The 12,812-nt window shown below is 72.9% G+C and carries 14 protein-coding genes; 8 read left to right on the forward strand and 6 right to left on the reverse strand.

Features of this window, described 5'->3' with window-relative positions; genetic code table 11:
- Position 1: 1 nt before the first annotated feature.
- Positions 2 to 1,216, reverse strand: a complete 1,215-nt coding sequence (locus KUM32_RS21030) for a cytochrome P450 (protein WP_217143469.1) — start codon at positions 1,214 to 1,216, stop codon at positions 2 to 4.
- 627 nt (positions 1,217 to 1,843) lie between these two features.
- Here KUM32_RS21030 and KUM32_RS21035 point away from each other — a divergent pair.
- Positions 1,844 to 2,293, forward strand: coding sequence for a nitroreductase family deazaflavin-dependent oxidoreductase (locus KUM32_RS21035; protein WP_217143470.1), 450 nt, complete (start codon positions 1,844 to 1,846; stop codon positions 2,291 to 2,293).
- Positions 2,294 to 2,369: 76 nt separating this feature from the next.
- Here KUM32_RS21035 and KUM32_RS21040 read toward each other — a convergent pair whose 3' ends face one another.
- Complete coding sequence (locus tag KUM32_RS21040) at positions 2,370 to 3,338, reverse strand: cation diffusion facilitator family transporter (RefSeq protein ID WP_308408693.1); 969 nt, start codon at positions 3,336 to 3,338, stop codon at positions 2,370 to 2,372.
- A gap of 136 nt (positions 3,339 to 3,474) precedes the next feature.
- On the opposite strand from KUM32_RS21040, the gene KUM32_RS21045 reads away from it, so the two are divergent.
- Positions 3,475 to 4,500: a glutathione S-transferase family protein gene (locus KUM32_RS21045; protein WP_217143471.1), complete on the forward strand. Its 1,026-nt coding sequence runs from the start codon at positions 3,475 to 3,477 to the stop codon at positions 4,498 to 4,500.
- 43 nt (positions 4,501 to 4,543) lie between these two features.
- Positions 4,544 to 4,843, forward strand: a complete 300-nt coding sequence (locus KUM32_RS21050; RefSeq protein ID WP_217143472.1) for a DUF4235 domain-containing protein — start codon at positions 4,544 to 4,546, stop codon at positions 4,841 to 4,843.
- A 161-nt stretch (positions 4,844 to 5,004) separates the two neighbouring features.
- Here KUM32_RS21050 and KUM32_RS21055 read toward each other — a convergent pair whose 3' ends face one another.
- The gene (locus KUM32_RS21055) at positions 5,005 to 5,400 is read right to left on the reverse strand and encodes a VOC family protein (protein WP_217143473.1); all 396 of its coding nucleotides are present in this window, start codon (positions 5,398 to 5,400) and stop codon (positions 5,005 to 5,007) included.
- A gap of 160 nt (positions 5,401 to 5,560) precedes the next feature.
- Positions 5,561 to 6,553 carry a GlxA family transcriptional regulator gene (locus KUM32_RS21060; RefSeq protein ID WP_217143474.1) on the reverse strand — a complete coding sequence of 331 codons (993 nt, stop codon included), beginning with the start codon at positions 6,551 to 6,553 and terminating at the stop codon, positions 5,561 to 5,563.
- A 71-nt stretch (positions 6,554 to 6,624) separates the two neighbouring features.
- Between KUM32_RS21060 and KUM32_RS21065 the strand changes: the two genes are divergently transcribed.
- From KUM32_RS21065 to KUM32_RS21080, 4 genes are all read left to right on the forward strand, one after another.
- Positions 6,625 to 7,575, forward strand: a complete 951-nt coding sequence (locus tag KUM32_RS21065; RefSeq protein WP_217143475.1) for an NADP-dependent oxidoreductase — start codon at positions 6,625 to 6,627, stop codon at positions 7,573 to 7,575.
- Positions 7,576 to 7,719: 144 nt separating this feature from the next.
- Complete coding sequence (locus KUM32_RS21070; protein WP_217143476.1) at positions 7,720 to 8,103, forward strand: anti-sigma factor antagonist; 384 nt, start codon at positions 7,720 to 7,722, stop codon at positions 8,101 to 8,103.
- 202 nt (positions 8,104 to 8,305) lie between these two features.
- On the forward strand, positions 8,306 to 8,845 hold the full coding sequence (locus KUM32_RS21075; RefSeq protein WP_217143477.1) for a VanZ family protein: 540 nt from the start codon (positions 8,306 to 8,308) through the stop codon (positions 8,843 to 8,845).
- A gap of 187 nt (positions 8,846 to 9,032) precedes the next feature.
- A complete protein-coding gene (locus KUM32_RS21080) occupies positions 9,033 to 10,280 on the forward strand; it encodes a glycoside hydrolase family 16 protein (protein WP_217143478.1) in 1,248 nt (415 codons plus the stop codon).
- A 54-nt stretch (positions 10,281 to 10,334) separates the two neighbouring features.
- Here the strand turns inward: KUM32_RS21080 and KUM32_RS21085 are convergent, their stop codons facing one another.
- Positions 10,335 to 10,571, reverse strand: a complete 237-nt coding sequence (locus KUM32_RS21085; RefSeq protein ID WP_217143479.1) for a hypothetical protein — start codon at positions 10,569 to 10,571, stop codon at positions 10,335 to 10,337.
- Between the two features lie 67 nt (positions 10,572 to 10,638).
- Positions 10,639 to 11,448 (reverse strand): SDR family oxidoreductase, encoded by an 810-nt coding sequence (locus KUM32_RS21090; RefSeq protein ID WP_217143480.1) that lies wholly within the window; start codon positions 11,446 to 11,448, stop codon positions 10,639 to 10,641.
- 182 nt (positions 11,449 to 11,630) lie between these two features.
- Here KUM32_RS21090 and KUM32_RS21095 point away from each other — a divergent pair, with 182 nt between their 5' ends.
- A complete protein-coding gene (locus KUM32_RS21095; RefSeq protein ID WP_217143481.1) occupies positions 11,631 to 12,671 on the forward strand; it encodes a PHP domain-containing protein in 1,041 nt (346 codons plus the stop codon).
- The last annotated feature ends 141 nt before the right edge of the window (positions 12,672 to 12,812 follow it).

Consider the following 12,812-nt stretch of genomic DNA (forward strand, 5'->3'; position numbering starts at 1 on the left):
CCTACCAGGCCACGGGGAGTTCGAGCATCCCCTGGATCGTGTCGCCGGGTTTGAAGGGGATCTCTTCGGCCGGTGCGGCCAGGCGGAGCGTGGGCAGCCTGTCGAAGAGGGCGTGCAGGGCGATCTCCAGTTCGGCGCGGGCCAGGTTCTGGCCGAGGCACTGGTGGATGCCGAACCCGAAGGCGACGTGGTGGCGGGCCGGGCGGTGCCAGTCCAGGGTGTCCGGTTCGGGGTAGACGCTCTCGTCGCGGTTGATGACGGAGGTCGCGAAGACGACGCCGTCACCGGCCCGGATGGTCTGCCCGTCCACCTCGATGTCCTCGGTGGCCATCCGGAGCAGCCCGTCCGCGATCGACAGGACGCGCATCAGCTCCTCGACCGCGCCGGGCAGCAGCGAGGGGTCCTCCCGCAGCTCGGTCAGCCGCCGGGGGTTGGTGAGGAGGGTGTAGGTGCCCAGCGAGATCATGTTGGCCGTCGTCTCGTGGCCCGCGACGAGCAGGATGATCGCCAGGGCGACCACCTCCTCGCGGTCGACCGCGCCCTCGTTCAGCTGGTACCGGACCAGGTCGTCCAGCAGCCCCGTACCGGGTGTCTTCTGCTTGCGGTCGATCAGCTCGCCCAGGTAGACCTCCAGCCGGTCGCGGGCGTCCCGGGTGTCGGCGGGCGCGGGTCCTCTCAGCAGCCGGCGGGACTGTTCCTCGAAGAAGTCGTGGTCGGCGTAGGGGACGCCGAGCAGTGCGCAGATCACCATCGAGGGGACGGGCAGCGCGAAGGCCGTCACCAGGTCGGCCGGCGGGCCCTGCGCGATCATCGCGTCGAGCCGTTCGTCCACGATCTGCTGGATGCGCGGGCGCAGGGCCGCGGCGCGTTTCAGGGTGAACTCGGGGAGGACCATCCTGCGCTGGGTGCGGTGTTCGGGGTCGTCGACTCCGAGCAGGGCGGCTGTCCGGTCGAGTACCGCGGCGAGCCGCGCCGACGTGGCGGGGAAGCCGGGGCGGGTGCGGTCGGTCGACAGCCGTTGGTCGGCCAGCAGCCTGCGGGCGGCCGCGTGCCCGGTCACCAGCCAGGCCGGGCGGCCGTCGAAGAGGGCGATCCGGGCCAGTGGGCGGGTGGCGCGCAGCGGGTCGTAGGCGGCGGGCGGGTGATAGGGGCAGGTCCGGTCCTGCGGGAAGGTGACGGGCGTCGCCGCGTCCGTCCTGTCCGTCGTGTCCGTCATGGAAGACCTCGCAGACGAAGGAGTGCGTCGTGCCGATCTTCATTAGATGCCTCGGGCACCTATGTGACCATGTCAGCTTCGGCCAGATCGCCGGGGGGGCGCAGACTGGCCGACTATCGCCGCCACGCCCCTCTCCATGGTAAACACCCGGGTCCCGGCGAGGCCTGCCCTCGTGCACGTGGTGCCGGGGGACCGGGGCCGTCCCGGACGGTCAGGTGCGGGGCGGAACGTGGCGCGATGGGGCCGCCCGGTGGCCCCGGCGGTCTGCCGGTTCTCGCCGAGCACCACGGCGTCCTCGCCGTCGCTGGACCTCGGGCGGTCCGGCCGCCGGTCGCGGGGCTCCGGTCGCCGGTCTCCGCGTACGGCTCGGCGATCCGGCCCTGAGCGCCGCTTCCCGTCCCACGGGTGGCCGCCTCGGTGGCAGCCGTCATGCGGTGTCTCCTCCGGCCGGTCGTCGTGCGATCGGTCCCGACCGTGGCGCGACGCCTCCCGAGCCGCGACGACGCGCGAGATGATCGCGCGGCGCCGGAGGATCGCGGGCGCGATGGGGTAGGGATGGATCTCGCACCGGTCGGTGTTGACCACGGTGCCAGTCAGCCGTACGACGGTACGAAGGGGACGGATGCCATGCCTCTCGAAGGCGAGTACGAACCCAGCCCGACGCAGTGGGTGCGCGAACAGGTCGAGCTCTACGAGAGCTCGGGCGGCACGAAGGGGACGACCCTGATGGACACGGGCCTGCCCGTGATCCTTCTGACCACCCGGGGCGCGCGCAGCGGCAAGCTCCGCAAGACGCCGCTGATGCGCGTCGAACACGACGGCCGCTACGCCGCGGTCGCCTCCCTGGGCGGCGCTCCCCAGCACCCCGTCTGGTACCACAACGTCAAGGCCGATCCCCACGTGGAACTCCAGGACGGCCCGGTGAAGCAGGACATGACGGCCCGTGAGGTCACCGGCGCGGAGAAGGCCGAGTGGTGGGAGCGTGCCGTCGCGGCGTATCCCTCGTACGCCGACTACCAGAAGAAGACGGACCGGGAGATCCCGGTGTTCGTCCTGGAACCGGCCGACGGGAACTGAACCGGACGGGCGGAGGTTCTTCCCGGACTTTCCCGGCCGCGCGTGCATGGACCGGCGCCCGCCGGGCACGCGTTGGTCAGGCCCCGCCGCGTTCCCCCGTCGCGGCGGGGCTTTCGGCTGCCTCCCGCGCGGACCGGTCGGTGACGTCGAGGAAGATCTGCCGTGCCTCGGGGACGGTGCGCGCGATCGACCTCTTGATGCGCACCGCGGCCTCCTCCACGCCCTCGCTGTCCAGGCCAGGCACCAGGTCGACGCGGGCCGCCACCAGGGCGGAGTCGAGCCCCGTCTTCATCGTGAACAGCGCCTCGACGCTGTCGATCTCCGGCTGTGCCCGCAGCAGCGACCGGATCCGGCCGTCGGCCTCCGGGTCGGCGGCCTCGCCGATCAACTGGTCGCGGGCCTCGCGGCCCAGCCGGTAGGCGACGTACACGAGCAGCGCACCGATCGCGAGGGACGCGCACGCCTCCCAGACCACCTGTCCGGTGACCATGTGCAGCACCATGCCGGCCATGGCGAGGGTCACGCCGAGCACCGCGGTGCCGTCCTCGGCGACGACCGTGCGCAGGGCCGGGTCGCGCAGACCGCCGGCGGCCCCGCCCTGCCCGCGTACCTGGTGCAGGGCCCGCAGCAGCGAGCCGCCCTCGGCGAGCAGGGCGACGCCGAGCACGACCAGTCCGGCCACATAGCCGCCGAGGTCCTCCTCCGCGCCCGTGCGCAGGGCCTCCGCGCCCTGGAAGAAGGAGAAGCAGCCGCCCATGACGAAGATGCCGACGGCCGCCAGGAGCGACCAGAAGAACCGTTCCTTGCCATAGCCGAAGGGATGCCTCCGGTCGGCGGGGCGGCGGCTGCGGCGCAGCGCGGCGAGGAGGAAGACCTCGTTCAGGCTGTCCGCCACCGAGTGCGCCGCCTCCGACAGCAGCGCGGGCGACCCCACGATGAAGCCGCCGGCCGCCTTGGCGACCGCGATCACGAGATTGGCCGCGAGGGCGACCAGAACGGTCACGCGCGTCCTGCGGTCGCCCTTGCGGTCCGGATTCTCTTCCACGACTGTCCCACTCACGAGGGGCCGACTGCCCCCGGCGGCACGGCTCACACCCGCCTTGTGGGTGGCCCACCAGTGCCGCCGGCCGAAAACGGGGAACGCGTTCACCAGGGCGCGGCGACGACTGGGAGACAGGTTCATGAACGGTGACGGCGGGACGTCCGGCAACAGCGAGTACGGCAGGAAGGCGTTCAAGCGGTCCAGGAGTCACTTCGCGGACCGGATCACCGCGGACGGCCGGGACGGCTGGCCGGTGGCGTCCGGCCGCTACCGGCTGGTGGTGAGCCGCGCCTGTCCATGGGCGAGCCGGGCCCTGGTGTCGCGGCGACTGCTCGGTCTGGAGGGCGCCCTGTCGCTGGCGATCACCGATCCGATCCAGGACGACCGCAGCTGGCGGTTCACCCTGGACCCGGACGGCCGTGACCCGGTCCTCGGCATCCGCTACCTGAGCGAGGCCTACGACCGGCGGGAGACCGGCTACCCGGGCGGGGTGAGCGTGCCGGCGATCGTGGACGTGCCCAGCGGGAAGCTGGTCACCAACGACTACCAGCAGATCACCCTGGACCTCGCGACGGAGTGGACGTCCCTGCACCGGCCGGGCGCGCCCGACCTGTATCCGCACGCCCTGCGCGACGAGATCGACGAGGTGATGGCGGACGTCTACGAGGACGTCAACAACGGGGTGTACCGAGCGGGGTTCGCGACCGGCCAGGAGGAGTACGAGGCGGCGTGCGCGGGCGTCTTCCGGCGCCTGGAGCAGCTGACACCACGACTGGAGCGGCAGCGCTATCTGGTGGGTGACACGATCACCGAGGCGGACATCCGGCTGTTCACGACGCTGGCGCGCTTCGACGCCGTCTACCACGGCCACTTCAAGTGCAACCGCTGGAAGCTGACGGAGAACCCGGTGCTGTGGGGGTACGTCCGTGACCTGTTCCAGACGCCCGGCTTCGGCGACACCGTCGACTTCGACCACATCAAGCGGCACTACTACCAGGTCCACACGGGCGTCAATCCGACCGCCATCGTGCCCCTGGGCCCGGACCTGTCCGGCTGGCTGACGCCCCATCACCGGCAGGAGCTGGGCGGCCGGCCGTTCGGTGACGGGACGCCGCCCGGCCCGGTCCCCGCCGACGAGGAGGTTCCGGCGCGCGGCAGGCCGTGACCCGCGCCGCCCTCGATCCACCCACGAACGCAAGGAGAGACACGTGGCAAGGAAGAAGAAGCAGAAGCTCCCCCTCGCCTACAAGCCCGTCGGCTTCGCGCTGGGCTGGGTGGGCGGGTCGCTCGCCGGGCTGGCCTTCCAGAAGACCTGGAAGCTGCTCCGGCACGAGGACGACGCGCCCGACGCGCTGGACCCGGACCGCCGCTGGGGTGAGATCCTGCTGGCTGCCGCGATCCAGGGCGCCATCTTCGCCGCGGTGCGCAGTGCCGTGGACCGGACGGGCGCGAAGGCCATCCAGCGCTCGACCGGTGTCTGGCCGACCGGCGACAAGGGCCGGGACTGACCGGACCGGAGCCCGGCCCGCCCCCAGACCGGAACGGAGCCGGCCCTCGCCGGACCGGAACGGGCCCGGCCCTCCCCGAACCGGAACGGGCCCGGCCCTCCCCGGACCGGAACGGGGCCGGTCCTCCCCTGCCGTCGACGGCACCCGGCGGGTCAGTACACCTAGCCCTGCTTGGGTGCCGTCGGCGCGACGTTGCGGCGCAGGGTGAAGGGGTGGCCCGCCGGGTCGGAGAAGCCGCGCACCTCGTGGCGGCCCGCCGGGTCCTTCGCCTCCACCGGGCGCCCGCCCAGCCCCACGATCCCGCGCTCGGCCTCGTCCAGGTCCTCGGCCACGAGGTCCAGGTGGACCTGGAGGGAGTTCTCGGGGCGGGGCCAGCTCGGCGGGGTCGCGTTGACGTCCCGCCGGAACGCCATGCGGAAGCCGTCGGGCCCCTGGATCTCGATCCGGTTGGCGCTCACGTCGGTCTCTTCCGCGCCCAGCAACCCTGTGTAGAACTCGGCGAGTTTCTCGGGCTCGGCGCAGTCGAGCACCACGACGCCCGCGGTGACCAGTGCCATGTCTCCTCCGAAGGATTCCGGGCCGCGGGGCCGTCGTGCCCCGCCGCCCTCCACCTTGCGGATATCCCGGCCCCGCGGATTCAGTCGGCCGGGGCCACCATCCCCTGCGCCACTCCCCCTCGGCCCACCGGCAGTCGGCTCCGGCGGCCTTGGCGCACGCTCAGCGCGTCGACTGGAACGTGCGGCGGTAGGCCTGGGGTGAGACGCCGATCGACGTGTGCAGATGCTGACGGAGTGAAGCACCCGTGGCGAAGCCGACCCGGGCCGCGATGTGGTCGACCGGCAGGTCGGTGGACTCCAGCAACTGCCGGGCCCGGGCGACGCGCTGCTGGACGAGCCAGCGGCCGGGGCTCAGGCCCACCTCGTCGTGGAAACGGCGGGCGAAGGTGCGCAGGCTCATGCGGGCGTGCGCGGCGAGGTCGGTCAGGGTCAGCGCCTCGCCGAGGTGGTCCAGGGCCCACGCCCGGGTCGCGGCCGTGCTCGCGGCACCCTGCTCGGGCACGGGCTGCTCGATGTACTGGGCCTGGCCTCCGTCCCGGAAGGGCGGCACCACGCAGCGGCGGGCGACTTTGTTGGCCAGTTCCGTGCCGTGGTCCTCGCGGACGAGGTGGAGGCAGACGTCGACGCCGGAGGCGGCGCCCGCCGAGGTGAGGACGCGGCCGTCGGCGACGAAGAGCACGTCCGGGTCCAGGGGGATGTGCGGGAACATCTGCCGGAACAGCTCGGCGAGCTGCCAGTGGGTGGTCGCCCGGCGGCCGTCGAGGAGCCCGGCGGCGGCCAGCACGAAGGCGCCCGTGCAGATGGAGACGATGCGGGCCTCGGGACGGACGAGCGCGAGGGCGGCGGTGACCTCGGGGAGCGGCTCGGCGGTGACCCGGGAGGGCGCGACCGCGGCGATGACGACCGTGTCGGCCGTGGCGAGGGCCTCCGGTCCGTGCTCCGGGGTGACGGTGAAGTCCGACTCGGTGCGCACCGGGCGTCCGTCGACGGTGCAGGTGATCACCTCGTACCGGCCGTCGGCGGCGCCGAGGATGCGGCTGGGGATGCCCAGCTCGAAGGGGTAGACCCCGTCGAGGGCCAGCACCACGACCCGTTCCGGGCGCTTCGCCGTGCTCGTCGGCGCGTTCTCCGCCGGGTGCCTCGCCTGCCGCATGGCACGATCTTATCGGAGATTGGCAATCATGCCATTTCCCGGACGGGCGGCGCGGGGCAGGCTGAGTGACCATGAGCGATGTGGACACCATGCGAGCCATCAGCCAGGACGCCCTCGGTGGTCCCGAGGTCCTGAAGGAAGTACGGCTGGAGCGACCGAAGCCGCGCCCGAACGAGGTGCTGGTACGGGTGCGTGCCGCCGGAGTGAACCCGACCGACTGGAAGCACCGGGAGAACGGCGGCTTCCTCGGCGCGCCGCCCTTCGTGCTGGGCTGGGACGTCTCGGGCGTGGTGGAGGCGGTGGGGATCGGCGTCGCCGCGCTCCGGCCGGGCGACGAGGTCTTCGGGATGGTCCCCTACCCCTTCGGACACGGATCCCACGCGGAGTACGTCACGGCCCCGGCCCGCGCCTTCACGCACAAGCCCGCCGGGGTCGACCACGTCCAGGCGGGGGCGCTCCCCCTGGTCTCGCTGACGGCGTGGCAGGCCCTGGTGGAGCGGGCGGACGTCCGGCCGGGGCAGCGGGTGCTGATCCATGCGGCGGCCGGCGGCGTCGGCCATGTGGCGGTGCAGATCGCCAAGGCCCGGGGCGCGTACGTGATCGGCACGGCCAGCGCGGGCAAGCACGGGTTCCTGCGCTCCCTCGGGGCGGACGAGGCGGTGGACTACCGGGAGACGGACTTCGCCGACGTGGTGAAGGACGTCGACGTGGTCCTGGACACGATCGGCGGTGACACGTCCCTGCGTTCGCTGCGCGTGCTGCGCCCGGGTGGTGCGGTGGTCTCGATCCTGCCGGTGGGGTCGGACGCGTTCTACGAGGAGGCCGAGCGGCTCGGGGTGCGGGCGGTGCGGATGCTCGTCGACGCCGATCAGGGCGGCATGCGGGAGATCGCCGGCCTGGTCGGGTCGGGCGAGCTGAGGGCGACGGTCGCGCAGACGTTCCCGCTGGCCGACGCGGCCGAGGCGCACGCGCTCGGCGAGACCGGCCGGACCACGGGCAAGCTCGTCCTGGTGGTCGACTGATCGATCAGGGCGTGAGAAATCGATGACATATGTCAATCGAACATGCTCAAATTCACTCCAGCGTGGGTAACTTGCAGAACAAGTCAGCCTGTTGGGGCCTCAGGCCCCGACAGGTCCCCACCCGCAGGCTGGAGGCTGGTCCTCGTGCGGCAGGAACCGGCGTCGCCCACCCGGCATCTGCGTGTCCACCGCCACCGCGGACACACGGTGCTGGAGTTCCGGGGCGAGATCGACATCGCGTCGGCCGCGGAGATCGTCCCGCACCTGGACCGTGAGACGGGGCGCCCCCGGGCCCGGGTCGTGATCGATCTGAGCGGGATCGAGTTCTTCGACTGCTCCGGGCTGCGGCTGCTGTACCGCGCCCGGCGCCAGGCGCTCGACCGGGGCGGGCAGGTGCACCTGGTGTGCGCCCACCCGCTGACGCTGCACATGCTGCGGATCACCGGGCTGGCACGGCTGCTGCCGCCGCGGCCCACCCTTCAGGAGGCGCTCGGCCTCACCCGGCCGGCGCGTCGACCAGGGCACTGACCGACTCGCCGTGGTGGACGCGGCGCGCCGCCTCCGCCGGCGCGGGGGCCATCGGCGGGACCCGCGGCTTGTCCGTGTGGTCGTCGGCGGGCACCGGCACGGGGACGGTCCGAGCGGGCGGAGACCGCTCGCCTCCGCATCCTCGGCGGTTCGGCGGGTAACCGCCCCACCACGCGGGGAAGTCGACGTCTGGAGGACCGAAATGGCTCGTGCCGCCTCGGGGTCACGTTTCCCGCCACGCCTGCGCACCACCAAGGCCGAGGACACCGGCCGGCGCGAACGGCGCCCGCTCGCCCTGCCGTTGCGGCTGCTGGCGACGGTGTGCGCGTTGGCCTTCATGGTGGCGTTCGCGGTGGTGCTGGCGCGGTTGACCCTGCACCCCTCGCCCGCCTCGGAGGCGCTCACCCACACCAACCTGCGCCCCGGACGCTCCCTGAAGGCCTATCTGGACCAGCCGGCGCTGCGGGACGCCGCCAAGCAGATCGGCGGCAACCTCCTGCTGGGCGTCCCCTTCGGCGTGCTGGTCCCGGTCGTCGCCCCGCGCACCCGTGGGCTGCTGCGCGTGCTGCTGCTGACGGCCGTGGTGATGCTGCTGGTGGAGTCCGCCCAGGGAGCGCTGGTCACCGGGCGGGCCTTCGACATCGACGACGTCATTCTCAACACCACGGGCGCTCTGGCCGGTTACCTGCTCCTGGGCCGTCGGATGAGCCGTACGGTGCACGGGCGCGGGGCCCGCACGTGAGAGAGGACGGAAGCGACACGGAAGGCGCAGAGGACGGGGACGGCGGGGGCGGCCGGGAGGGGAATTTGGTCCGTACCAAGGTATTGACCGCCCTTCACCCCCCTACTTGAATCAAGAGGCGACACCCTTACCCCCCACTCGGTCGGCGCTCCCGTCCCCCCGGGGTCGCCGTACGGAAGGGAGAGCCGTGGCCCGTCCACGCCTGCTCCGCAGATGTCTCCTCGCCGCCGCCCTGTCCGCGGGGCTGGCCGCGTCCCTCGTGACCGGTCCCGCCCGGGCGGAACCCGCGACCGCCGACGCCGCCCGCTCCTCGGCCGCCGCCGTGATGTTCTCCGACACCTTCGACGGGCCGGCCGGCGCGGCCGTCGACTCCTCGAAGTGGCAGATCGAGACCGGCGACAACGTCAACAACCACGAACGGCAGTACTACACCTCCGGCAACAGGAACGCGGCCCTGGACGGCCAGGGACACCTGGTCATCACCGCCCGTAAGGAGAACCCGGCCAACTACCAGTGCTGGTACGGCACCTGCCAGTACACGTCCGCCCGGCTCAACACCTCGGGGAAGTTCACGGCGCAGTACGGCCACGTCGAGGCCCGGATGAAGGTGCCGCGCGGACAGGGCATGTGGCCCGCGTTCTGGATGCTCGGCACCCCGGTCAACTGGCCGGACTCCGGCGAGATCGACATCATGGAGAACGTCGGCTTCGAGCCCTCCACCGTGCACGGCACGCTCCACGGCCCCGGCTACTCCGGCTCGGGCGGCATCGGAGCCGGCTACACCCTGCCGGGCGGCCAGGCCTTCGCGGACGCCTTCCACACCTTCGCCGTCGACTGGGCACCCGACTCGATCACCTGGTCGGTGGACGGCACCGTCTACCAGCGGCGCACCCCGGCCGACCTGGGCGGGAAGCAGTGGGTCTTCAACAAGCCGTACTTCCTGATCCTGAACCTGGCGGTCGGTGGCTACTGGCCCGGCGACCCGGACGGCTCCACGGTCTTCCCCCAGACGCTGGTGGTGGACCACGTGTCGGTGACGACGAGCGACTCGGGGACCGGCGGCGCGATCCGGGGCCTCGCGGGCAAGTGCGTGGACGTCGCCGCGGCGAACTCCGCCAACGGCACCCCCGTACAGCTCTACGACTGCAACGGCACCGCGGCCCAGCGGTGGACGGTGGGCTCCGACGGCACGATCCGGGCGCTCGGCAAGTGCCTGGACGTCAGCGGCGGCGGCACGGCGGACGGCACGGTCGTCCAGCTCTGGGACTGCAACGGCAGCGCGGCCCAGCGCTGGGTGGTCACCGCGGCACACGACATCGTCAACCCGCAGGCCGACAAGTGCCTGGACGTCACCGGCAACAACGCGGCCAACGGCACCCGGCTGCAGATCTGGACCTGCACGGGCGGCGCCAACCAGAAGTGGACGGTCGGCTGAGCCCCGGCCGGGCACCGGGGCCCGTCCCACGGGCCCCGGTGGTGATCGGCACACCTAGTGCACCGTCCAGGTGAACTTGTCCCCGCCCACCCAGCGGACCACGTCCGGGTCGTCCAGGTCGTGGATCGTGATGCCGAAGGCCGCGGCGGCCTCCAGTACGTCGATGACGGTCCTGGCCTCACCGACCACCTGGCCGTCGATCTCCACGATCCGGAACGGCGGCGTGCCCGGTTGCACCCGGAGCACCAGGATCCGCGGACTGCCGATGTGCGGGGTCGCGATTTCGGTCATGCAATCGAGGGTAGGCCGCAACCGGCGGTAGCGGTCGGGCGAGCGGGCCTCGCGGCGGCCCGCCGCCTCAGGGACGCCGCCAGTCGTCGCCCGTCAGATGGGACCCGGCCATCGGGCCCATCCGGAGCATGCCGCCGTCCACGCTCCAGGACGCGCCGGTGACGTACGAGGCGTCGGGCCCGGCGAGGAAGGCGATCACGGCGGCGACCTCACGGGCGTCGCCGGGCCGCCCGAGGGGCACACCGGGGCGGCGCTCGGTGCGCGGGTCGGTGTCCTCCTGCCCGGTCATGGGCGTGGCGATCTCGCCGGGGGCCACCGCGTTGACGGTGATGCCGTGCTCGGCGAGCTCGATCGCCATGACCTGCGTGAGCAGGCCGAGCCCGCCCTTGGCCGCGCAGTACGGGGCGGCGCCCACCCGCGGCTGGTGCTCGTGGACCGAGGTCACGTTGACGATGCGGCCGCCGTCCCCCTGCCGGATCATGCGCCGGGCCGCCTTCTGCCCGCACAGGAACGGGCCGGCCAGGTCGACGTCCAGGACGTGCCGCAGGTCGTCGAGGCCCAGGTCGAGGAAGGGCGTGGCGGTGCCCGTACCGGCGTTGTTGACCAGGACGTCGATCCGGCCGAGCCGCTCGCACAGCTCGTCCACCGTCTCCGCGGCCTCGGGCAGCCGGGTCAGGTCCACCCGGGCGGTCTCGGCCCGGCGCCCTGCGGCACGGACCTCCTCGGCGGTCCGCTCGGCGCCCTTCTCGTCGGTGTGCCAGGTGATGCCGACGTCCATCCCCTCCTCGGCGAGGCGTACGGCGGTGGCGCGGCCGATGCCGGAGTCGGAACCGGTGATCACGGCCACCTTGGCGTCGGACGGGGCGGGGCTGGGCATGACGGGCCTCCTCGGGGTCGTACCGGCGGTGACGGCGCGGGCACCGGTGCCGGGATGTCCGTGCCGCGGCATCCGGGCCGGGGCGTCGCAGTACCCGGGTGGGCCGGGGGCAAACCGCTCGGCCCGTCGTGCGGTCCGCGGGGCGCTGGGGAACCCTGGAGGTGCCGAGGGAGGAGGTGGCGATGGATCCCGTCGAGGCGCTGGAGAGGATCGCCTTCCTGCTGGAGCGGTCACAGGCGCCGACCTACCGCGTCCGCGCCTTCCGCACCGCCGCCCGGGTACTCGGTGGCCTGACCGCCGACGAACTGCGCGAGCGGGCCGGGGCGTCGGGGTCGCTCGAGTCGCTGAAGGGCGTCGGGCCGAAGACGGCGCAGGTGGCGCGCGAGGCGCTGGCGGGCCAGGTGCCCGGTTACCTGGAGAAGCTGGAGGGCGAGGCGGACACCCCCCTCGCGCTCGGCGGCGAAGGGCTGCGGGAGCTGCTGCGCGGTGACTGCCATCTGCACTCCGACTGGTCGGACGGCGGCAGCCCCATCGAGGAGATGGGCCGGGCCGCGGCGGCGCTCGGGCACCAGTGGGCGGCGCTGACCGACCACTCGCCGCGGCTGACGGTGGCGCGCGGTCTCTCCCCCGCTCGCCTGCGCGAGCAGCTGGACGTGGTGGCGGCGCTCAACGAGACCTGGGCGCCGTTCCGGCTGCTGACCGGCATCGAGTGCGACATCCTCGAGGACGGCTCCCTGGACCAGGAACCGGAGCTGCTGGAGCGGCTGGACGTCGTGGTGGTGTCGGTCCACTCCAAATTGCGGATGGACGCCCGCTCGATGACCCGCCGCATGGTGGCCGCCGTACGCGATCCGCACGCGGACGTCCTCGGGCACTGCACCGGGCGGCTGCTGACCGGGCGGGGGCGGCCGGAGTCGGCGTTCGACGCGGACGCGGTGTTCGCCGCCTGCGCGGAGTCCGGCACGGCCGTGGAGATCAACAGCAGGCCGGAGCGGCTCGACCCGCCGCGGCGGCTGCTGCGCCGGGCGGTGGAGGCGGGCGTGCTGTTCTCGATCGACACCGACGCGCACGCGCCCGGGCAACTGGACTGGCAGATCCACGGGTGCGCGCGGGCCGAGGAGTGCGGGGTGCCGGCGGAGCGGGTGGTCACCACGTGGTCCCTGGAAGCGCTGCTGGACTGGACCGGACAGGGGCGTACGCCGTCCGGAGTGGCGGAGCCCTGACGTGGTACTCGCGGACGAACGGAAGAGCGGGAGGGGACGGAAGAACGGAAGCCGGGAGGGAAGAACGGAAGCCGGGACGGAAGGCAGGACCGGGGCGGCCGGAGCGGGACCGGGGCGGGAACAGGACGGGCCGGACGCAGG

The sequence above is a fragment of the Streptomyces sp. AC627_RSS907 genome (assembly GCF_019049165.1).